Below are 22,313 nucleotides of genomic sequence, written 5' to 3'. Positions count from 1 at the left end.
GACATATTCATGATCGAGAGCACCTGTCCGCATAGCATCATGAACCAGATTCGAGCAAGCGACGCAGTCGATATGCGGACATGTCGGGGGGATAACCTGGCAAGGCTCCTGCGCAGGGGAGTTCTCGGCCTGTTCGTCGCTGCGACCGCGGCGACACCCTCGGCTGCCGGCCAAGCCTATCCGGTACGGGCCATCACCGTGATCGTGCCGTTCGCGGCCGGGGGGCCGACCGACATCGTGACTCGTATCGTCACCGGCCATCTCGAGAAGCGGCTCGGGCAGCAGATCATCGTCGAAAACGTCGTCGGCGCCGGCGGGACCACGGCGGCAATCCGTGCAACCCGCGCTGCCCCGGACGGATACACGCTGCTGATGGGGCACATGGGAACGCACGGCAGCGCGCTCGCCGCGTACCCGCAACTGGTCTACGATCCCGTCAAAGACTTCGCTCCGATCGGACTGGTGGTGAGGACGCCGGTGCTCGTGGTCGTGAGGCCGGGCTTGCCGGTGCACGATCTCGCCGATCTGATTCGCTATTCGAGCAGCCGTGCCGGGACCGTCTCGATGGCGCATGCCGGCTTCGGCTCGATCTCCCATGCGACCTGTACGCTGCTGAATACGATCGGCGCGATTCAGCCGACAACGAAAGCCTTTCAGGGAACCGGCCCGGCCCTGAAGGCGCTCGTCGCGGGCCGCGTCGATTACATGTGCGACCAGATCGTCGGCGCGGCGCCGCGGGTGAAGACGGGAGAAGTGAGGGCCTTGGCGATTTCCTCGGCTCGGCGGAGTTCGATCCTGCCGAATGTCCCTACGGCCGCCGACGCCGGCGTCCCCGATTTCGAGGTGTCCGCCTGGATCGCGCTGTTCGCACCGAAGGACACGCCGCCGCACATCGTACAGGACCTCAACGCCGCGCTCGGGCACGCGCTCGACGATCCCGAAATCCGCCAGGCGCTGGGTAGTCTCGGCGCCGAAATCCCGCTCGCCGAAGAACGCAGCCCGTCGTCGCTCACCGCGCTGGTCGAACGCGAGATCGCCAGATGGAGACCGCTGTCCCGACCGGCCGCCGCATCGGACGGCGCGCGGGTTCGACAATGAGCGCGTTTCCCGGATCGATCCGGCCCCAGTTCAAACGCTCGCAGATCGCCCTCAGGATCACGGCAGCCGCGCTGATCCTGTCGATCTTCGGCACCAACCTGATATTTCTCGACAACCTGCGCGAGAACACGCTGCAAACCGCGGAAGCCAATCTGCAGCGCTACAATCTGACGCTCTCGGAGGAGGCCGACCGCTCGCTCAAATCGCTCGACCTCGTGCTGTCCAGCGTCGGCGACTATCTCGCCCGCCGCGACGTCACCGACAGCAATTCCTACAAACGCACGATGTCCGGTCAGGACAGCCATTTCCTGTTGAAGGAGAAGATCACCGGCCTGCCCCAGATCGACGCCGTGTCGATGATCGACGACAAGGGAAAGCTGATCAACTTCTCTCGCTACTGGCCGATCCCCGAGGTCGACGTGTCGGATCGCGACTACTTCAAGGCGCTCAGCAGCGACGCCAACCTCGAGACCTTCATCAGCGCTCCCGTTCGAAACCGCGGCAACGGCAGTTGGACCATCTATCTCGCGCGCCGCCTCGACGACCCCAACGGCAAATTCATGGGCATGCTGCTGGGGGCGATGTCGCAGCGCTACGTCGAGAACTTCTTCGCCGCGACCGCGCCCGGCCCCGATACCGAGATCGCACTCGTGCGCGGCGACGACCTGCTGCTGGCGACCTACCCGCATTCGGAGGCGGTCGGAGAGTTGAAATCCTCCGGTGGACGCCTCGCATTGGAGGCCGGCGGCAAACTCCGCCAGGCCGGCGGCGAAATCCGCAAGCCGCTCATCCGCTCGGCCCGGATGCTGCCGAACTATCCGGTGCTGGTGACGGTGGCCCAGCACGAAGACGGCCTGCTGCGAAGCTGGCAGGAAATGGCCGCTCTGTTGATCGCGATGTCGGTCGTCAGTGCGCTGATCATCCTCACCGGCAGCATCGCGATTGCCCGCTGGTGGAACAAGCAGGCCGTCTACACCGAGGCCGCCGAGGCCGCCAGCGCGGCGAAATCGAGCTTCGTGGCGATGATGAGCCACGAGATTCGCACGCCCATGAACGCGGTGCTCGGCCTGGCCAACAACCTTCTCGAGACCAAGCTCGACGCCGACCAGCGTCGCGCGGTCGTCGGCATTCACGACGCCGGCGACAACCTGCTGGAAATTCTCGACGACATTCTCGATTTTTCCAAGCTCGAAGCCGGTCGGCTGTCGCTCGAACTGATTCCGTTTTCGCCGCACAGCATCGTCGAGCATTCGCTGAGCATGATCGGCCCGCGCGCGATAGCCAAGGGACTGGCGATCGGCGCCGAGATCGGCGACGACCTGCCGCGGGCGCTGATCGGCGATCCCGGCCGCATTCGACAGGTCCTGCTCAATCTGCTTTCGAACGCGGTGAAGTTCACCGCGTCGGGGAAGATCGTCGTCGCGCTGGAATCGCTGTCGAACGACGGCGCCACCGCCCGCATTCAATGGACCGTCAGCGACAGCGGGATCGGCATCGATCCCGACAAGATCGAGTCTCTGTTCAGCGACTTCGTCCAGGCCGACAGTTCGATCCGGCGCCGGTTCGGTGGATCGGGGCTGGGTCTCGCCATCAGCCGGCGCCTGATCGAACAGATGGGCGGGCGGATCAACGTCACGTCGACGCCGGGCCTCGGCTCCTCGTTCCGCTTCACGCTGACGCTCCCGGTCACGACGGCCCATCCCCCGAAGGAGGAAGACCACCAGATCGGCTACGCGGAATTGAGGGCACGGATCGCGGCGGGCGCGCGGCCCTTGCGCCTGCTGATCGTCGACGACAATCCCACCAACCGTGCGGTCGCCGTTCAGATGCTCGGCGAATTCGAGATCCAGAGCGACACGGCCTGTGACGGCGCCGAAGCCGTGACGGCCGCAACAAGGTTCAGCTACGACGCCATCCTGATGGACATGCGGATGCCCGAGATGGACGGTCTGGAGGCGACCCGCGCCATCCGCGCCAAGGGCGGCCGGCTCGCCACCGTTCCGATTATCGCGTTCACCGCAAACGCTTTCATCGAAGACGAGAAGGCCTGCCGCGAGGCGGGCATGAACGACCACATCGCCAAGCCGGTCCGCAAGAACGTGCTGGTCGGCGCCATCCTGCGCGCGCTGCCCCCGCTTTCGTCGCCGACCGCGAGCGGGCGCCACGCGACATCGGACGCGGCCGGCGCCGCCGAGTCCGCCGGCTTACAGGACGGCGGTACCGCGGCGCGGGATCCGTCCCTGATCGCCGGTGCTGTCGACAGCGCCTCCACGTCACGTATCTACGTCGGGAAGACTGCATTCGATCATCTGGTCGCCGAAATCGGCGAGCAGTCGAGCCGCGACGTCCTCGCGATCTTCGTCCGCGACACCGAGGCGAGGCTTCGTCTGCTGGGCACCCTGCGGATCGCAGCCGACCGTCGCACGATCGAACGCGAAGCGCATTCGCTGAAGAGCGCCGCAGCCACCTTCGGGCTCGACCGGCTCGCGAGCCTTGCCCGCGAACTCGAGCGCCGCGCGCCGAACCTGTCCGAAGCCGACTACGTTGCGCAACTGGCGGAGATCAGGGCGAGTTTCGCAACGGCGCTGCAAGCGCCGACCGGCGAAGATTGTCTGGTCGAATTCGCCGACCCGGCGTGAGTGGAAGGACGTCGACGGCGTGCGGCTCAGGTCGCGCAGGCGCGGTGTCGTTCGGCCGCGGGACCCGCCGATGCCAGCCGCTCGCTCCAGTGCCGGCACCACTCGACGAACGCCTCCCTCCGCAGGCCGCGAGAGAAGCCGAATCCCTGCCCGATATCGCAGCCCAGTTCGTCGAGAGCTCGCCAGGTTTCGGCATCCTCGATGCCTTCGGCCACGGCCTGCATGTTGTACTGATGCGCGATCGCCACCGAAGCGGACACCACTTTCCACATGTCGGCATCGGTGAGGCAGTCCTTGACGAAGCTGCGATCGATCTTGAGCTCGCTGAAGGGCATTCTGGCGAGCACCGCGAGCGACGAATAGCCGGTGCCGAAATCGTCGATCGAAATCCCGACGCCCTTGATCCGAAGCCGCAGCATGATGTCCATCGCGCAGGCGATATCGGTCATCGCCGTGGATTCCGTGACCTCGATGATCAGCGAGCGTGCCGGCAGACCGGTCTCGTCGAGCAATCGCTCGACCTCTGCGGGTATCGTCGTATCGGACAGCAGCGCTGCCGACAGATTGACGGCCACCGCGAACGACGGATCGATGTCGACGAAGCGCCGCGCGATCTCGATCGACTGGCGGAGCATCAGCAGCGTGAGCGGCTTGATGAGTCCGCTCTGCTCGGCGAGCGGAATGAAGACATCCGGGCCGACCGAGCCGAATGTCGGACTGTCCCACCGCGCCAGCGCCTCACAACCGACGACCTTTCCCGTCGCGAGCTGCACCTTCGGTTGAAACGCCGGGTAGAACTCGCCGGCTTCGAGCCCGCGCGACAGATCGGCGGCGTCGATCGAACGCGAGCGCCGATCGGGTCGGCATCGCGAGGACGGCTGTTCACTGGCGCCGAAGGTCAGCGCATCGCCCAACGAGACGAGATCGATCGGCTTCTGAAGCGAAATCGCGTCGACGATACCGACTGCGTGCGCCATCCGCACGGTCGCACTGAGAATCCGCTGGTCGCAGCCGCTGATCACGATCACGCGCGGCGACCTGCGGCCGCCGGCGATCAGACGCAGCAATTCTATGCCGTCGCGATCACCGAGCGAAAGGTCGATGGTGATGCAATCGAATCCGCCGGCAGCGATGTGATCCACCGCGGCCTGGTAAGATGAAACGAATGTCGGCTGGTATCCGCGCCGCCGGCAGACGCCGCTGATAATCGCCCCCTGCACCGGGTCGTCGTCGACGACCAGAATGCGTGCGGCCTGTGCTTGTTCGTTCGAATCCGGCATCGACGATTCCGTTGTGGAAGCCTCTGCTGCGGCCTGTCGGGATGATGCTCGACAGCCCAGACTAACCGCTTCTACTGAATCAACTCTTGTGCGAATGTTCGAATGTCCGCCGGCAGGACCGAATGGTTACCAGTTCCCGACCCTCGATGTCGGACTCAGTTGGCCATCGCAGGACTGCCGCCCGACCTGCCGACTTTGTTCTTGGTCTTGAGGAAGCGCACGTCGATTTCCGAGCCGTTGACCCGGATCAGTTCGCAGCGTCGGTAGGCCAGTCCGGTCGACGACAACAGCAGGAAGAATTCCTTGAGGTTCAGTCCCTCGATCGAGCCGTCCAGCTCCAGCTCAGCTTCGAAATTCGAAATCGCCTTCAGGACACAGCTCCGCCGCCAGGTCCCGTCGATCCCCATGATCCAGACGTTGTAGCCCCGTCCGAAGGCGACCCGGTCCACACCGGCGTTTTCGGTGGTCAAGGCCACCTCCTTACTATCGGCCGGCGAAACTCACCGGCTTGAGGCCGCCAGCGCCGAGGCTCGACGCCGTCGACGAAGCCGCCACATTGGGCAGATAGACGCCGCGACGCTTCGGACACACCTTATAGCTTTCGGTCAGGCCCACAACGGTCTCGGCCGCCCCCAGAAACAGGTAGCCGTCGGGCTCGTTGGCTTTCATCAGACGGTTGAAGATATCCGACTTGGTGGCCTGATCGAAGTAGATCAGCACGTTGCGGCAGAAGATGACGTCGAATTTGCCGAGCGGCGCGAAATCCTGCAGCAGATTGAACGGACGGTACTGGACCATCGAACGAACATCGGCATTGAGCTGCCACATGGTGCCGTCCTGCTTGAAGTACTTCACCAGGAACTGGATCGGCAGACCGCGCTGGACCTCGAACTGGGTGTAGAGCCCGGCCTTGGATTTTTCGAGCACCTCGGGCGACAGATCGGTCGCGACGATCTCGATCCGCCAGCCGGCGAGCTCGGCCGCCTTTTCCTTCAGGATCATCGCCAGCGAATAGGGCTCCTGGCCGGTCGACGATGCGGCGCACCAGATCCGCAGGCTGCGCCGTCCGGCGCGTGCCTTGATCAGCTCCGGAATCACGCTGTCCTTGAAGTGATCGAACGGCGTCTTGTCACGAAAGAAGAAGGTCTCGTTCGTGGTCATCGCCTCGACCACGTCGTGGGTCACCGCTTCCGCACCGGACCGCATCTTCTGGACGAGTTCGCTGATGCCGGGCAATCCCAGCTTGCGCGCCAGCGGAAGCAACCTGCTTTCGAGCAGGTATTTCTTGTCGGCAGACAGCATGAGGCCGGACCGGTCCTTCAGCACTTTCTGCAAATAGTCGTAGTCGAGCGGGGTCATTTGCTGCTTCCTGCAGGGTTCGCACGCGACAGATCACGTTGATGGACGGCGGATCGAGCAGCGCGTCCGGTCATGGAATCGACCTCACCCGGCCGTCAGGGAGATCGCCGGAGCGGCGATCCCTCCTGCGAACACGGCTTTGTTTGCCTTCAGGCGCGCGGCGAGGCCTCGCAACAGAACGTCATGCATTCCCCAGCGCCTTTCTCGATCTCCCGCTCCCGGCGGGGCCACCCTGCCGGTCGGGAGTTCGCGTTCTGACTGATCTAGCCGTCATTGGCCTTCACTCTCGTTAATTTTGCGCCTCGTAGTCGTACCAGCGCCGGCGGCGGGTGGACGCCGGCTCTCAGGGGGATCGGCGGCGCAGTTACCGAGAATCGAACGCGGCCCTACGGCGCCGCGCCTCGCGGGCGGCCGTGCCGGTTACGATGATGCACGACATCTCATCCGCCGGCCCAGACGGGCGCGGCGAATCCGGAACGTTCGAGGGATGCTCGGTCGGCGGCGGCCTGTCGGAAATCTGCGCGGGCGCGATGCGGCGGCCGTCGCCTCAGCGGTTTTCGAAGCGCGGGCCGCAAACCTCGCCCCAGGAATGGACGATCGGCAGGCCGGCGATCCTGCTGCGAAGGTTGGCCAGCGATATTCGCAGCGCCGCGAGGTCGATCGGCTTCGGGAAGGTCTGCAGCAGATCCATGCCCAGCGAGCGGGCGAGCGCCCGCGAGGCGCGGCGGCGGTCTGAATCCATACCGCTGATCACGATCATCGGACCGCAGTAGCGCGCCTCCGCCATCGCGCGCATGACGTCGGCGCCGTCGCCGTCGTCGAGCCGCAGGTCGAGCGTGATGCAGTCGAAACTCCGTTCGCGGATCAGCGCGGTGCCTTCGGCGCAGGACGACGCCTGGGTCACGGCGTAGCCGGCCTTCTCGGCGGCGGCGGCGATCAGCATGCGCTGCATCGGATCGTCGTCGACCACCAGCAGGCTCAGCAGCCCGATCAGTTTGTCGGGCACGGTCTCCGCATGTGCTGCGTCGTGTTCGCGCGTGTCCATCGGCCCGCTCCTCTCAGAATGTCCAATTCCGAGCCCTAGCGGGCCGAGCGCAACCACTGGTTAATCCGAGGACGCCGGCAGGCCCAACCCGTTCAATCGCTTCGCGACTGGTTGATGAGGCCTTTCCGGCTCCGCGAAAATTCGAGAGGCCGGAGGCGTCGCCGCCTCAGGCCTGCCAGCGCCAGTCGCGCACTTCCGGCATGTCGTCGCCGTGCTCGCCGATATACAGTTTGTGCCGCTGCATCGTCGCCCAGTACCTGTCGGTGGCGGCTTCGACCTGTCCGGCGAGCCTCGGAATTCGGCGGATCGCGTCGAGAGCGAGCCGGTAGCGATCGAGGTCGTTCAGCACCACCATGTCGAACGGAGTCGTGGTGCTGCCCTCCTCCTTGTAGCCGCGCACGTGGATATTGAAGTGATTGCGCCGCCGATAGGTCAGCCGGTGGATCAGCCAAGGATAGCCGTGGAACGCGAACACCACTGGTTTGTCGACGGTGAACAACTCGTCGAACCGGCGGTCGTCGAGCCCGTGCGGGTGTTCCGAGCTCGGCTGCAGCACCATCAGATCGACGACGTTGACGACACGGATGCGGATGTCCGGAACGTATTCGCGCAGCAGCATCACCGCCGCCAGCGTCTCGACCGTCGGCACGTCGCCGGCGCAGGCCATCACCACGTCGGGATCGCCGTCATCATTGCTGGCCCATTGCCAGATTCCGGCGCCGGCAGTGCAGTGCCGGACCGCGGCGTCGATGTCGAGCCACTGCCATTCCGGCTGCTTGCCCGCGACGATCAGATTGACGTAGTTGCGGCTGCGCAGGCAGTGATCGGCGACCGACAGCAGACAATTCGCATCCGGCGGCAGGTAGACCCGGACGACGCTGGCCTTCTTGTTGACGACGTGATCGATGAAGCCGGGATCCTGATGCGAGAAGCCGTTGTGATCCTGGCGCCAGACATGCGAGGTCAGCAGATAGTTCAGCGAGGCGATCGGGCGCCGCCACGGAATCGCGCCGCAGGCTTTCAGCCATTTGGCGTGCTGGTTGAACATCGAATCGATGATGTGAATGAACGCCTCGTAGCACGAGAACAGCCCGTGACGTCCGGTCAGGAGATAGCCCTCGAGCCAGCCCTGGCAGAGGTGCTCGCTCAGCACCTCCATGACCCGGCCGTCGGGGCCGAGAGCGACGTCGACGTCCTCGATTTCCGCCATCCACTCCTTGTCGGTGACTTCCAGCACCGCATCGAGCCGGTTGGACGCGGTCTCGTCGGGCCCGAACAGCCTGAAGTTCTTCGCGTCGAGATTGGCCTTCATCACGTCGCGGAGGAAACCGCCCAGCACGCGGGTGGCCTCGGCCTTGACCGTGCCCGGCGACGGCATCGTCACCGCGTAATCGTGGAAGGCGGGCAGCGACAGCGGCTGCAGCAGTTCGCCGCCATTGGCGTGCGGATTGGCGCTCATCCGGCAATGGCCGGTCGGCGCCAGCGCCGCCAACTCGTCGCGGAACTTGCCGTCGGCGTCGAACAATTCTTCCGGCCGGTAGCTGCGCAGCCATGTTTCCAGCAGTTGCACATGCGCCGGGTCCTTGAAATCGGCGATCGGCACCTGATGGGCGCGCCAGGTGCCTTCGACCTGCTTGCCGTCGACCTGCTTCGGCCCGGTCCAGCCCTTCGGGGTGCGCAGGATGATCATGGGCCAGCGCGGTCGCGCGGTGACGCCCTCGTGGCGGGCCGCCGCCTGGATCGCCTGGATGTCGGCGAGCGCCCGATCCAGCGCCGCGGCCAGCGTGTGGTGCACCAGCGCGGGTTCGTCGCCTTCGACCACGATCGGCTCGTAGCCGTAGCCGCGCATCAGATCGGTGAGTTCCTGCCGGCTGATCCGCGCCAGCACGGTCGGATTGGCGATCTTGAAGCCGTTGAGATGCAGGATCGGCAGCACCGCGCCGTCGCGGGCCGGGTTGAGAAATTTGTTGGAATGCCAGCTCGTCGCCAGCGCGCCGGTCTCGGCCTCGCCGTCGCCGACGATGCAGGCGACGATCAGATCCGGATTGTCGAACGCGGCGCCATAAGCGTGCGCCAGCGAATAGCCGAGCTCGCCGCCTTCATGAATCGAGCCCGGCGTCTCCGGCGAAACGTGGCTCGGCACGCCGTGCGGCCAGGAGAATTGCCGAAACAGACGCTGCAAGCCGTTGCGATTGCGCTCGATCGCCGGATAGCGCTCCGTATAGGAGCCTTCCAGGTACGAATTCGCCACCAGGCCGGGGCCGCCATGGCCCGGACCGATGATGTTGATCATGTCGAGGTCGTTCTCGGTGATCAGCCGGTTGAGATGGACGTAGAGCAGATTCAGCCCCGGCGTCGTTCCCCAATGTCCGAGCAGACGCGGCTTAATGTGCTCGATCCGCAGCGGCTGTTCCAGCAGCGGATTGTCCTGCAGATAGATCTGGCCGACCGACAAGTAGTTCGCGGCCCGCCAATAGGCGTCCATCTTCTGCATCAGATCGTTGGACAACACGTCAGACATCACCATCTCCGCCTTCGAGTTCAGATTCGTCTCGCGTCAGGCGGGGGCCGCCTGCCGCGATCGGTTCGATCCGTTGTCTGCTCACTTCGGCCATCCCATGTGCGCGAGGCTTTCGGTGATTGGCCGCGAGCAGAACAGTAAAACAAGTGTCAGTTCGCCCTGACACAGATCGACGCGAACGCGACGCAATGTGCGGCCTGGACGTCGATCGAGCAGCCATTGTCGGCAATCGACTTGTTGAGAATGGGGCGGCTAACCATGCTGACAACGTTTGACGTAGATCAACCATCACGCCGAAGCTGGTTGATTGGGATCAATGTGTTTGACCTTCAACCACGGAAGATGCCGCCCGTTCGCGCAGCGGAACTCCAGAGGCCAAGCATGTCTGAGTCCCAGCTTCGTCAAAGCATCCTTGACGAGTTCGAGTTCGATCCGAGCTTCAACAGTGGACACATCAATGTCGCTGTCGAAAAGGACGTGGTGATCCTGACCGGCCACGTCATCAGCTACGCCGAAAAACTCGCCGCGCTCGCCGCGACGCGCCGCGTCAAGGGCGTCCACGCGATCTCCGAGCATATCGAGGTTCGCTATCCCTTCACCAAGACCGCCGACGACCAGATCGCGCAACGCGCATCCGATATTCTCGACTGGAATGTTCTGGTGCCGGCGAGTTCGATCGAGGTTCAGGTCGAGAACGGCTGGCTGACGCTGAGCGGCACCGTCGACTGGTACTACGAGCGCGCCGCCGCCGAAGACGACGTGCGCAAGCTCGCCGGCGTCGTCGGCGTCACCAACACCATCGTCATCAACAATCCGCTCGGCGATCATTCCTGCATCCGGGCCAAACTGGAATCCGCGCTCGAACGTCACGCGGAGATCGCGTCCAAGGGCATCCGCGTCACGGTGAAGAACGGCAATATGGTCGTTCTGGAAGGCCGCGTCGACACCTGGGACGAACATCGCGCGGTTCAGAACGCGGCGTGGTCGACGCCCGGCGTAGCAGCGGTCGATGACCGTCTGATGATCAACTGACCGGGCGGCTCCGCCCGGAGACGCATCAACGACGCGCTGCCGGCACGACTTTCGTCCTACTCGCTCTCAACCGTCCTGTGGCGCTGCCCGACGTTCGGTCGGTCGCACTTGCGCGGCTGCGGCGGCGCGCACGATGGTGACCGTGCAGTTCGCCTCGCTCGCGACCTTGGCCGAGACGCTGCCGGCCAGCGTGCGCAGCACCGAATTGCGCCGCGCCCCGATCAGGATGTGATCGACCCGGCTCGCCTGCGCGAATTCGAGAATCGCCGAGGCCGGATCGACCGCCTCGAGCACATGCGCCGTGAGGCGATCGTCGTCGAGCTTCAGCGGCTCGGCCCAGTGACGCAACGCCACCAGACGGTCGACATGCTTGTTGTGGCCGTGTTCGTCGAGCGTACGGTCGATCGTCATGCGGCCGAGCTTGAGCACGTTGAGGCAAGCCAGCCGCGCCGACGGCAAGGTGGCGAGGATGCGCCCGGCCGTGATCCGCAGTTCGTCGTTCAGCGCGGCAGACCCCTCGGCGATGTCGATCGCGACCGCGATGATCGGCGCCGACGCCAGATGTGCGGCGAGCGTCTCCTTGCGCGGCCGGGTCAGTTCCTTGTTGAAGCGCCGGCGCAGCACCGTCTTCCACGGATCGCGCTTCAGCTTCTCGGAGCGCGTGGTGAGCTTGACCTCGGTGGGATGGGTGAGATCGAACACCAGTTGCGCCGCCGTCGGGTAGCGCCAGGCCGGCTCGATCTCCAGGCAGCGCAGCACGATCTCCTGCAGCCAGGGCGGATAGTCCGGCCGCAATTTGCGCGGCGGCGCCGGATCGCGCCACAGCCGCCGGCGCATGCCGTACATCGTCTCGGTCTCGCCGAACGGACGAATGCCCGTGGTGAAGAAATACAGCAGCACGCCGAGGCCGAACAGGTCGCTGCGCGGATCGTTGCGCACGCCGAGCAGCCGCTCCGGCGCCATATAGGGCGCGGTGCCGAACGGCAGCCGGAATTCCTCCTGCATCAGGTCGGGCAACTGATCGCTGCAGGCCAGCCCCATATCGAGCAACACCGCCTCGCCGCTCGGGCGGAACATGATGTTGCTGGGCTTGATATCGTGATGGATGACGTGCTGGCGGTGCAGATCCGCGACCGCAGCGGCGATCTTCGCCGCGATCGCCACCGCCTCGTCGTAGGGCAATGGCAGATCCGGCAGCCGCGACAGCAGCGGCTCGCCGGCGATCCGCTCCATGACGATGTAGGGCTGCGCCGAGAAATCCGCGAGCGCGACGAATTGCGGGACGTGCGGCCCGCTCAGCCGCGGCATCAGCATCTGCTCCATCTCGAAGCTGACGATCGCGGCCGGGTCCTCGCCCTCGCCCGTTCGCGGGATCTTCATCACCATCGGCATCGGATTGTCGGCGCGGCGAACCGCAAACAGCGCCGCCATGCCGCCGCGATGCAGCGGCCCCTCGATCAGGTAGCCGTCGACCGTGGAGCCGGGCTCGAACGAGGGCTGATCCATGCCGGTCACCGCCCCGCCAGCAGCCTGTCGGCCAGCCAGATCGGCAGGCCGTTGTCGCGAATCCGGCGCGCGGCGCCCTCGACGTCGTACGGCACCCGGCAATAGGTCAGTTCGTGTTTTCCGGTATCGTACAAGCCGTAGGCGGCGGCCGGATTGCCGTCGCGCGGCTGCCCGACCGAGCCGAGCACCGCGAGCCATTGCCGGCCGGGCAGCAGGTGAACGGGCACGTCGGCCGTCGGCACGAAGGTGGTCATCTTGCCGGTGACCGAGAGCGAATACAGCGCGGGCTTGTGGACATGGCCGCAGAACGTCACATGCGCCGCCACCGATTGCATGCTGCGCGACGCCACCGCGGTATCGGTCACGTAGATCCAGCCTTCCGGTCGGGTCGCCTCCGAATGCACGAACAGCAGGTTGGACTCGTCGTGCTTCATCGGCAGACCGGCGAGAAACTGACGCTGCGCGACATCGAGCTGGCCCCGCGTCCATTCGATCGCCGCCTCCGCCACGGCATTCATCTGCACCTTCGGATTGCCGATCGCGCTGTCGTGATTGCCGAGGATCGCGACGGCGCCGTCACCGACGAGATCGATCACCGTGCTGACGGTCCAGTCCGGGTCGGCGCCGTAGCCGACATAGTCGCCGAGCAGAATGATCTTCTCGGCTCCCTGCTCGCGCGCGTCGGCCAGGCAGGCCGTGAAGGCCTGCCGGTTGGCATGGATGTCAGCAAAAAGCGCAAGCAGCACGTCCCACCTCCCCTGTTCGCGATCCTCTCTTGGCGAGCGGATGTTCTTTGCGAGCGAATATCGATCGTCGGCGCCTCATGCCCGCGCGCATGAAAACGCTGTCCCGACAGTCGTTTCCGCCTTTTCCGGTCCGGACCGGCACGAACTGTCTTTGATCCATCGCAACCACGCCGCCCTCGTTGATCTGGCGCAATGGGACGCGGGACCCGGGTGAGTATATCAGCAAAACAGTTGCGTTGGAGGCGATCATGTCGGCATCCGGCAATCCGAACACCAACAATGCGCCCGTGACCGACGCCGTCGCCACCGTGATCAGTGAGTGGGAAGAAATCACCGCAAGCCCGACCGAGTTGGAAGCGTTCGGACGGGCGATGGCCAACATGGTGAAAGACCTCGGCCTGTCACCCGCCGAAGTGCGCGCGCTCGCGACCAAGGGCAGCAGCGCCAAGGAACTACCCTGTCTGCTCGAAGCGCTGCGGATCGACATTCGTACGCTCGCCGAAAAGGAGCCGATGTTGCTCAACGATCTCAGGCGCACCTGCACGATGTGCGAACACAAACGCGAATGCGACGCGGACATCGCTGCGGGCACGCTGGTGCCGGCCTATCAGAACTATTGCCTGAACGTCGACACGCTCGACGCGCTTCAGCACGACAACGAGTTTACCGCGCCGCTCTGAACATCGACGCGGAAGCAGGGTGAAGAAGCCTCGCTTGGGTCAAGGACGCTCGTCGGCGGCCCACTAACTACCAAAGCACCATTCGTTTGATCTGCGTCAATATTCGTTGACACATGATGTGTCACTGTTTCTTGACAATCATGGGAGAAATGTCAGTGCGCATCCTTCTGATTCACCCGAATTATCATTCCGGTGGCGCCGAGATCGCCGGCAACTGGCCGCCGGCATGGGCCCCCTATCTCGCGGGCGCGCTGAAGGCCAACGGGTTCACCGAACTCAAATTCCTCGATGCGATGACCGAGGATACGTCGGACGAAGGCCTCGCTCAGGTCATCGCCGACTACAAGCCGGACATGGTCGGCACCACCTCGATCACGCCGTCGATCTACAAGGCCGAAGAGGCCCTGAAGATCGCCAAGCAGGTGGATCCCAAGATCGTCACCGTGCTCGGTGGCGTGCACGCGACCTTCATGTACCAGCAGGTGCTGACCGAGGCGCCGTGGGTCGATGTGATCGTGCGCGGCGAAGGCGAAGAGATCGTCGTCGAACTCGCGCGGGCCGTCGCCTCCGGCAACTGGCCGGCCAATCGCGATGCGATCAAGGGCCTCGCCTACACCGAGGGCATGAACGGCGAGAGCAAGATCGTCGCCACGCCGGCTGCGCCGACGGTGAAGGACCTCGACGCCATCAGCCCGGACTGGGGCATTCTGGACTGGACCCTGTACAAGTACATCCCGATGAACACCCGGGTGGCGATCCCGAACATGGCGCGCGGCTGCCCGTTCACCTGTTCGTTCTGCTCGCAGTGGAAATTCTGGCGCGACTATCGCGTCCGCGACCCGAAGAAGGTGGTCGATGAGATCGAAGAGCTGGTGAATAAATATCAAGTCGGCTTCTTCATCCTCGCCGACGAAGAACCCACCATCAATCGCAAGAAGTTCATCCAGTTCTGCGAAGAGCTGATCGCCCGCGGCCTGAACAAGAAGGTGCAGTGGGGCATCAACACCCGCGTCACCGACATCCTGCGCGACGAGCAGCTGCTGAAATTCTACAACGAAGCCGGCCTGATGCACGTCTCGCTCGGCACCGAGGCGGCGGCGCAGCTCAAGCTCGATCTGTTCAACAAGGAAACCAAGATCTCCGACAACAAGAAGGCGATCCGGTTGCTGCGTGAAGCGGGGATCGTCACCGAGGCACAGTTCATCGTCGGCCTCGACTCCGAAACCCCGGAGACGCTGGAAGAAACCTATCGCATGGCGATGGACTGGAAGCCGGATCTCGCCAACTGGTCGATGTACACGCCCTGGCCGTTCACTCCGCTGTTCAAGGAACTGAGCGACAAGGTCGAGGTGTTCGATTTCGCCAAGTACAATTTCGTCACGCCGATCGTGAAACCGGCGGCGATGGAACGCGGCGAATTGCTCGACCGGGTGATGAACAATTATCGTCGGTTCTATATGTACAAGGCGTTCTTCTCCTATCCGTGGTCGGGCAGCGGGCGACGCCGGCGCTATCTGCTGGGATGCCTCAAGGCATTCCTCAAGGCCGGCTTCGAACGCAAATTCTACGACCTCGGCCGGGTCGGTTATTGGGGCCCGCAGTCGAAAAAGAAGGTCGACTTCCACTTCGACGACACCCGCAAGATCTCGCACGCGCAGATGGCCGATTGGGAAGCCAACGCCGACCGCTCGCGCAAGTCGGCGGCGTCCCAGATGGCCATCGTCTCGGCCTGCGGCGGCGGCTCCGAGCAGATGTCGGAACCGACCAATTGTGAAGGCGCCAAGGAAAAACTGGCGGAGACCGTCAGCAGCCGCATGGTGGACAACGCCCATGACGCAGGTTCGCTTACCCGCCACTGACGCAGGGACCGGTCCGGCGGTTGCCGAGATCGGCCCCAACGCGGTCACGCAACTGATCAACGCCCTCGACGCGGCCGGCCTTCAGCCGGTCGCGAGCGAGATCTTTTCGGAAGCTGCCGCGAGCGACTGGCTCGCGCATCCGCCGACCGCAATGGTCGACGAGCGCCCGGTCGCGGCAATTCACCAGACCGTGCGCCGCCTGCTGCCGCAGCAGCAGGCGGCGTCGATTCTCGCCGATGCCGGGTTGCGGACCGGCGACTACATCCTCGCCCACCGCATCCCGAAGCTGGCGCAGACGGTGCTCAAGCTGATGCCGGCACCGATCGCGGCGCGGATGCTGACCAAGGCGATTACCGCGCATGCCTGGACCTTTGCCGGCTCGGGCAAGTTCTCGGCGCAGGTCGGCAAGACGGTGACCTTCGAGATCGCCGCCAATCCGCTGTGCGCCGGCGAGCATGCGGATCATCACGTCTGCGTGTGGCACGCCTCCGTATTTCAACGGCTGTTCCAGGTGCTGGTGTCGCCCTATACCCGGGTGACTGAAGTCACCTGTGGCGCGCACGGCGACGATTGCTGCCGTTTCGTGGCGGACTGGACCACCATCCCCGACGCCGCCAACATCTACGCCGACCGGAGATCTCAGCCGATCGCGGCCAATTCCGAAACCCTTTCCGCGCGTTGATTCGCGGACGATGTGAGAGACAAGCCGATGTCGTCTGCCCTCGACAAATACGCCAAGAGCTCGGTGCCGCGTTACACCAGCTATCCGACGGCGCCGCATTTCGCCAAGGATTTCCCCGAAGCGGTGTATCGCGGCTGGCTCGCCCAGCTCGACACCGACGAGCCAATCTCGTTGTATCTGCACGTGCCGTTCTGCAAGCAGATGTGCTGGTACTGCGGCTGCAACATGAAGCTCGCCTCGAAATACGGGCCCGTCGCCGACTATGTCGAGAGCCTGCTCAACGAGATCGAGCTGCTCGCCGATGCGATGCCCGGCACGATGCCGGTTCGCCACCTGCATTTCGGCGGCGGCACCCCCACCGTGATCGAGCCCGAAGACCTCGGCGCGATCATGACGCTGCTGCGCGAGCGCTTCGAATTCGTGCCGGATGCGGAACTCGCGATCGAAAGCGACCCGCGCACGCTGACCGACGAGATGGTCGCGAAGATCGGCGAACTCGGCTTCACCCGCGCGAGCTTCGGCGTGCAGGAGTTCGACCCCAAGGTCCAGGCCGCGATCAACCGGATTCAGCCGCCGGAGATGGTCGCGCACGCCATGAGCCGCTTCAGGGCGGCCGGCGTCGAGCGGATCAATTTCGACCTGATCTACGGCCTGCCCTACCAGACCGCCGAAGATCTGCGCCACACCGTCGAGCAATGCGTCGAGATGAAGCCCGACCGCGTCGCGCTGTTCGGCTACGCGCACGTGCCGTGGGTCGCCAAGAATCAGCGGATGATCCCGGACGATTCGCTGCCGCAGTCGGATCTGCGCGCCGAACAGGCCGACGCCGCCGCCGAAGCGCTGGTCAAGGGCGGCTACGTCCGGATCGGCCTCGATCACTTCGCGCTTCCGAACGATTCGCTGGCGGTCGCCGCCGCCACCGGCGAGCTGCACCGCAATTTTCAGGGCTATACCAGCGACGCCGCACAGACCCTGATCGGGATCGGATCGACCTCGATCGGCCGCACCCCCAGCGGCTATCTGCAGAACATCAGCGAGACCGGCGCCTGGGCGCGCGCCGTCGCGGCCGGCAATCTGCCGGTGGCGCGCGGCCACGCCCTCACCCAGCAGGACAATCTGCGGGCGCATGTGATCGAGCGGATCATGTGCGACGGCAAGATCGACCTCGCCGCGGCAGGCCGCGCGTTCGGCTGCAGTGACGACTGGTTTGCGCCCGAACAGGAAGCGCTGGCGGAACTGGAACGCGACGGCGCCGTGGTCTGCGATCAGGGCAAGCTGACGCTGACGCCGGACGGCGTGCGGCTGTCGCGCGTGGTCGCAGCCGTGTTCGATACCTATCTGCGGAATTCGTCGGTCCGGCATTCGATCGCGGTCTGAAGCTTCGACGCCATTTCAGCTTGCAACGCGCGCTTCGGCGCGCGTTGCGCGTTTTGATTCAGGTCAATCCGAACGGCTCGCATCAGGTGCATAATTACCACTAGTGGTAATATGTCAGCGAAGACCTCCCGCCGTCGTCCTGCCTTAACGGAAAATAGCCGATGCCGAGGGCCAGACCGGCCGCAGTCGCAGATCGTTAAGTGCCGGCGCGTATCGCTGTCGATAATCAGACCGATCGAGGCAATAACAATGACCCAGAAACTCAAAGTCACCGACGATATGGTCGCCAAGGCCACCACTGCGTTTCGGGCCGCCGGCGGCCACGACGATGTCTGCCTCCGCGCCGCGCTGGAAGCGGCGCTCGCGAACGAGACCTTCTCGGTCGGCGACGAGGTGACCGCACATGGCAGCGTCACCGGCATCATCCTGTCGATCAGCGGTGACGAGGCCCTGATCTCGTGGTCCTGCCGCGGCAAGTCCACGACCAAACTGTCCGAACTGGATCATATCGAGCACGCCGATTCGGTCTCGGCCGAGCATTTCGCCGCCTGAGGTTCCGCGTTGCACGATTTGCGGCCGACCGGCGGACGCGGCGATTTCGGCCACCCCGCTTGACAAGACCCGCCCCCGGGCGGCGAAATCATCGCGAGCTTCGCGTGATCCTTCGCCCGTGGGACAGGCATGATCGACCTCCGGACACTGACCTCATTGCATCTTGCGATTGCGCTGGCCGCGACGACGCTGCCATCGCGCGCGCAGGCGCAATGGTGGCCGTCTCGCGCACCGGTCGACTACGAGGATTGCATCGAGAAGGGCGAGGCCTCCGCCGAGGGCAAGGACGCCAAGGCGGCACTTGCAGCCCAGTGCGATGCGACATTCCCCGGGCGGCGCAAACCCGGCGGCGGCTACAGCTATTTCGACTTCATGCAGAACCGAAGCTTCGATATCGCCGGGCCCAACCCGACGGCCGACGAGCTGCGCAAGATGGACGAGCAGTACACCGAATTTCTCGACCAGCGGCGCAGGACCATCATCGCCGCGGCGTTCGCGGCGCGGCAGCAGCAGATCGCGGCACTCTCCCAAAATCCGCCGCCCGCCGAGGCGCGCTCCGTGGCCAAGCCGCGCACGGCTGTGGACAAGTCGCGCCCGGCCGCGACGAAGCCGCGTCAGCCCGCCGACCGGACACGGGGAAACGACAAGCAACGGCCGCCACGGACGGCCAAATACGCCTGCAACAGCGATCCCTTGTCCTGCGGCTGGGATCAACTCTCCAGCGGCTTCAGCGCGGTCAAGACGTCGTTGTTCGGCCGACCGCCGAAACGGAAGCAGCCGCACTGAGCGGCCACGCGCCGGATTTGATCGACCGCAACGCGGTCGAGCTCGGAATGCTTCACATCAGCGGCTGGATCGCTGGATCACGTCCATCAGTTCGGCGATCTTCTGGCGCTGATCGGCCTTGTCGCCACTCGATATCGCGTGCTCGACGCAATGCGCAACGTGATCCTTCAGCACCTCTTCCTCGACCCGCCGCAGCGCGGCGCGGACCGCGGAAATCTGCGTGACGATGTCGATGCAATAACGGCCCTCCTCCAGCATTCTGGAGATGCCGCGCACCTGTCCCTCGATCCTGCCGAGGCGCTTCTGACATGACGCCTTGATGTCCGATTTCATTCGCGATATATACCCCTACACGGTATGGGTTACAAGCGCCGAGGCGACGCAGGATGCACGACACAGAGCACACCGGGGGCAGCGCCCCTGTCAAGGACGCGGGTTGCGGATGTTCGGCGGGCGCGACCGCCCCTGCACCGTCCGAGGCGTCGTCCTGCTGCGGCGGTCATCCGGGCGACGAGCAGATCTCGCCGGCGTCCGCCAAGGCGATCGATCCGGTCTGCGGCATGAGCGTCGACCCGGCGACCAGCAAGCATCGCTTCGACCACGCCGGCACCACCTATCACTTCTGCTGCGCGGGCTGCCGCACCAAGTTCGCTGCCGACCCGGAAGCTTACCTCGCGAAGGCCCGAGCCGCGGTCGCCCCTGCTCCAAAGCTGCATCAACTGACCGACCTCGCGACACCGTCGTCCTGCTGCGGCGGTCACGATCATGCCGGGCATCACCATGAGCACGGCCCGGCCGCAGCGGCCGACGGCAAGGTGATCGATCCGGTCTGCGGCATGACCGTCGATCCGGCCACCACGCCGCATCGCTTCGACCACCAGGGCAAGACCTATTACTTCTGCGCGGCGAGCTGCCGCGGCAAATTCGCGGCCGATCCCGTCTCCTATCTCGACAAGTCGAAGGCGAAGCCGGCGCCGGTAGTGCCGGAGGGCACGATCTACACCTGCCCGATGGATCCGCAGATCCGTCAGATCGGCCCGGGAAGCTGCCCGATCTGCGGCATGGCGCTCGAGCCCGAACTGGTGTCGCTCGACGCGCCGCCGAATGCCGAACTGATCGACATGACCCGGCGATTCTGGATCGGCCTCGCGCTGGCGCTGCCGGCGGTGGTGCTGGAAATGGGCGGCCACCTCGTCGGTGGTCATGGGCTGATCGATCCGGCGCTGTCGAACTGGATTCAGCTCGCCTCTGCGACGCCGGTGGTGCTGTGGGCCGGCTGGCCGTTCTTCGTGCGCGGCTGGCAATCGCTGGTCACGCGCAACCTCAACATGTTCACGCTGGTCGCGATGGGCACCGGCGTCGCCTATGTCTACAGCCTGGTCGCAACGCTGGCGCCGCAACTGTTTCCGCCTGCCTTCCAGAGCCATGGCGGCACCGTGCCGGTGTATTTCGAGGCCGCCGCGGTGATCACCGTGCTGGTGCTGCTCGGCCAGGTGCTGGAACTGCGGGCGCGCGAGGCGACCTCCGGCGCGATCAAGGCGCTGCTCACGCTGGCGCCGAAATCCGCGCGGCGGATCGCGGCGGACGGCACCGAGCAGGAAGTCGAAATCGACAGTCTCGCGGTCGGCGACAAGCTCCGCGTCCGCCCCGGCGAAAAGGTGCCGGTCGACGGCATCATCCTCGAAGGACGCTCGACGCTCGACGAGTCGCTGGTGACCGGCGAATCGATGCCGGTGACGCGCGAGGCCGGCGGCAAGGTGGTCGCCGGAACGCTCAACCAGGCCGGCGGTTTCGTGATGCGCGCCGAACAGGTCGGCCGCGACACCGTGCTGTCGCAGATCGTGCAGATGGTGGCGCAGGCGCAGCGCTCGCGCGCGCCGATCCAGCGCGTCGCCGACCTCGTCGCCGGCTGGTTCGTACCCGCCGTCGTGCTGGCTGCGCTTCTCGCTTTCTCCGCCTGGGCGACCTTCGGCCCCGAGCCGCGTCTGACCTTCGCGCTGGTCGCCGCCGTGAGCGTGCTGATCATCGCCTGCCCGTGCGCGCTCGGCCTCGCCACCCCGATGTCGATCATGGTCGGCGTCGGCCGCGGCGCGCAGGCCGGCGTGCTGATCCGCAATGCCGAAGCGCTGGAGCGCATGGAGAAGGTCGACACGCTGGTGATCGACAAGACCGGCACGCTGACCGAAGGCAAGCCGAAAGTGGTGGCGATCGCCGCCGCGAGCGGCATCGACGAGGCCGAATTGCTGCGGCTCGCGGCCAGCGTCGAGCGCGCCAGCGAGCACCCGCTCGCCCACGCCATCGTCGCCGAGGCAGAGACCCGCAATCTCGAACTCGCGCAGGTCGAGGGCTTCGAAGCGCCGACAGGCAAAGGTGCGACCGGCAAGGTCGCCGGGCGCTCGGTCGCGATCGGCAACGCCAACTATCTCGCTTCGCTCGGCATCGACACGACCGCGCTCGCCGACGAGGCGGAGCGGCACCGCGCCGACGGCGCCACCGTCGTCAGCGTCGGCATCGACGGCCGGCTCGCCGGACTGTTCGCGATCGCAGATCCGGTGAAAGCGTCGACCCCGGACGCATTGCGAGCGCTCGCCGCCGAGGGCCTCCGGGTGATCATGCTGACCGGCGACAATCGAACCACGGCGCAAGCCGTCGCGCGACAGCTCGGCATTGCGGATGTCGAAGCCGAAGTGCTGCCCGATCAGAAGAGCGCGGTGGTCGAGAAGCTGCGCAAACAGGGCCGCGTCGTCGCGATGGCCGGCGACGGCGTCAACGACGCTCCGGCATTGGCCGCAGCCGATGTCGGCATCGCGATGGGAACCGGGACCGACGTGGCGATGGAGAGCGCCGGCATCACGCTGCTGAAAGGCGACCTCGGCGGCATCGTTCGCGCGCGAAAACTATCGCAGGCGACGATGCGCAATATCCGGCAGAATCTGTTCTTCGCCTTCATCTACAATTCGGCCGGCATCCCGATCGCCGCAGGCATTCTGTATCCGAGCTTCGGCCTGCTGCTGTCGCCGATCATCGCCGCGGCGGCGATGTCCTTGTCCTCGGTGAGCGTGATCGGCAACGCCTTGCGGTTGCGTGTCACCTCGCTGGAATGAGCATTTGTTGCGACTGATAGCCGCCCGCGGCCATTGATCTACCGCAA

The 22,313-nt window shown here is 65.1% G+C and carries 18 protein-coding genes; 10 read left to right on the top strand and 8 right to left on the bottom strand.

Going from position 1 to position 22,313, the window contains the following annotated elements; all coding sequences use genetic code 11:
* Positions 1 to 9: 9 nt before the first annotated feature.
* Positions 10 to 1,098 (top strand): tripartite tricarboxylate transporter substrate-binding protein, encoded by a 1,089-nt coding sequence (locus SR870_RS00315; protein WP_322516071.1) that lies wholly within the window; start codon positions 10 to 12, stop codon positions 1,096 to 1,098.
* Positions 1,095 to 3,737: a hybrid sensor histidine kinase/response regulator gene (locus SR870_RS00310; protein WP_322516070.1), complete on the top strand. Its 2,643-nt coding sequence runs from the start codon at positions 1,095 to 1,097 to the stop codon at positions 3,735 to 3,737. Before SR870_RS00315 ends, SR870_RS00310 begins: the two co-directional genes overlap by 4 nt.
* Positions 3,738 to 3,763: 26 nt before the next feature.
* On the opposite strand, the gene SR870_RS00305 is transcribed toward SR870_RS00310, so the two are convergent.
* From SR870_RS00305 to SR870_RS00285, 5 genes are all read right to left on the bottom strand, one after another.
* Positions 3,764 to 5,017, bottom strand: a complete 1,254-nt coding sequence (locus tag SR870_RS00305) for an EAL domain-containing response regulator (protein ID WP_322516069.1) — start codon at positions 5,015 to 5,017, stop codon at positions 3,764 to 3,766.
* A 155-nt stretch (positions 5,018 to 5,172) separates the two neighbouring features.
* Entirely contained in the window at positions 5,173 to 5,487 is a 315-nt protein-coding gene (locus tag SR870_RS00300; protein WP_322516068.1) for a PilZ domain-containing protein, read from the bottom strand.
* Positions 5,488 to 5,500: 13 nt separating this feature from the next.
* Positions 5,501 to 6,376, bottom strand: coding sequence for a protein-glutamate O-methyltransferase CheR (locus tag SR870_RS00295; RefSeq protein ID WP_322516067.1), 876 nt, complete (start codon positions 6,374 to 6,376; stop codon positions 5,501 to 5,503).
* Between the two features lie 547 nt (positions 6,377 to 6,923).
* Positions 6,924 to 7,421: a response regulator gene (locus SR870_RS00290; RefSeq protein ID WP_322516066.1), complete on the bottom strand. Its 498-nt coding sequence runs from the start codon at positions 7,419 to 7,421 to the stop codon at positions 6,924 to 6,926.
* Positions 7,422 to 7,587: 166 nt separating this feature from the next.
* Complete coding sequence (locus SR870_RS00285) at positions 7,588 to 9,948, bottom strand: phosphoketolase family protein (RefSeq protein WP_322516065.1); 2,361 nt, start codon at positions 9,946 to 9,948, stop codon at positions 7,588 to 7,590.
* A 375-nt stretch (positions 9,949 to 10,323) separates the two neighbouring features.
* Here SR870_RS00285 and SR870_RS00280 point away from each other — a divergent pair, with 375 nt between their 5' ends.
* A complete protein-coding gene (locus SR870_RS00280; RefSeq protein ID WP_322516064.1) occupies positions 10,324 to 10,974 on the top strand; it encodes a BON domain-containing protein in 651 nt (216 codons plus the stop codon).
* 66 nt (positions 10,975 to 11,040) lie between these two features.
* Here SR870_RS00280 and SR870_RS00275 read toward each other — a convergent pair whose 3' ends face one another.
* The gene (locus SR870_RS00275; RefSeq protein WP_322516063.1) at positions 11,041 to 12,480 is read right to left on the bottom strand and encodes a bifunctional serine/threonine-protein kinase/universal stress protein; all 1,440 of its coding nucleotides are present in this window, start codon (positions 12,478 to 12,480) and stop codon (positions 11,041 to 11,043) included.
* 5 nt (positions 12,481 to 12,485) lie between these two features.
* Positions 12,486 to 13,226: a metallophosphoesterase family protein gene (locus tag SR870_RS00270; protein ID WP_322516062.1), complete on the bottom strand. Its 741-nt coding sequence runs from the start codon at positions 13,224 to 13,226 to the stop codon at positions 12,486 to 12,488.
* Positions 13,227 to 13,474: 248 nt separating this feature from the next.
* Between SR870_RS00270 and SR870_RS00265 the strand changes: the two genes are divergently transcribed.
* The 6 genes from SR870_RS00265 to SR870_RS00240 all read left to right on the top strand — a co-directional run bounded on the left by SR870_RS00265 (position 13,475) and on the right by SR870_RS00240 (position 19,162).
* The gene (locus SR870_RS00265; protein WP_322518363.1) at positions 13,475 to 13,906 is read left to right on the top strand and encodes a hypothetical protein; all 432 of its coding nucleotides are present in this window, start codon (positions 13,475 to 13,477) and stop codon (positions 13,904 to 13,906) included.
* A gap of 155 nt (positions 13,907 to 14,061) precedes the next feature.
* Entirely contained in the window at positions 14,062 to 15,765 is a 1,704-nt protein-coding gene (bchE, locus tag SR870_RS00260; RefSeq protein ID WP_322516061.1) for a magnesium-protoporphyrin IX monomethyl ester anaerobic oxidative cyclase, read from the top strand.
* On the top strand, positions 15,737 to 16,447 hold the full coding sequence (bchJ, locus tag SR870_RS00255; protein WP_322516060.1) for a bacteriochlorophyll 4-vinyl reductase: 711 nt from the start codon (positions 15,737 to 15,739) through the stop codon (positions 16,445 to 16,447). Before bchE ends, bchJ begins: the two co-directional genes overlap by 29 nt.
* 27 nt (positions 16,448 to 16,474) lie before the next feature.
* Positions 16,475 to 17,824, top strand: a complete 1,350-nt coding sequence (gene hemN, locus SR870_RS00250) for an oxygen-independent coproporphyrinogen III oxidase (RefSeq protein ID WP_322516059.1) — start codon at positions 16,475 to 16,477, stop codon at positions 17,822 to 17,824.
* A 249-nt stretch (positions 17,825 to 18,073) separates the two neighbouring features.
* Entirely contained in the window at positions 18,074 to 18,376 is a 303-nt protein-coding gene (locus SR870_RS00245; RefSeq protein ID WP_322516058.1) for a preprotein translocase subunit YajC, read from the top strand.
* 129 nt (positions 18,377 to 18,505) lie between these two features.
* The gene (locus SR870_RS00240) at positions 18,506 to 19,162 is read left to right on the top strand and encodes a hypothetical protein (RefSeq protein WP_322516057.1); all 657 of its coding nucleotides are present in this window, start codon (positions 18,506 to 18,508) and stop codon (positions 19,160 to 19,162) included.
* 57 nt (positions 19,163 to 19,219) lie between these two features.
* On the opposite strand, the gene SR870_RS00235 is transcribed toward SR870_RS00240, so the two are convergent.
* The gene (locus SR870_RS00235; RefSeq protein WP_322516056.1) at positions 19,220 to 19,495 is read right to left on the bottom strand and encodes a metal-sensitive transcriptional regulator; all 276 of its coding nucleotides are present in this window, start codon (positions 19,493 to 19,495) and stop codon (positions 19,220 to 19,222) included.
* 53 nt (positions 19,496 to 19,548) lie between these two features.
* Here SR870_RS00235 and SR870_RS00230 point away from each other — a divergent pair, with 53 nt between their 5' ends.
* Positions 19,549 to 22,266: a heavy metal translocating P-type ATPase gene (locus SR870_RS00230; protein WP_322516055.1), complete on the top strand. Its 2,718-nt coding sequence runs from the start codon at positions 19,549 to 19,551 to the stop codon at positions 22,264 to 22,266.
* Positions 22,267 to 22,313 lie beyond the last annotated feature (47 nt).

It is taken from the genome of Rhodopseudomonas palustris (genome assembly GCF_034479375.1).
In the GTDB taxonomy this organism is placed as follows: Bacteria; Pseudomonadota; Alphaproteobacteria; order Rhizobiales; family Xanthobacteraceae; genus Rhodopseudomonas; species Rhodopseudomonas palustris_M.
The sequence above is the reverse complement of the archived record's forward strand: the minus strand, read 5'-3'. Positions and strand labels throughout refer to the sequence as shown.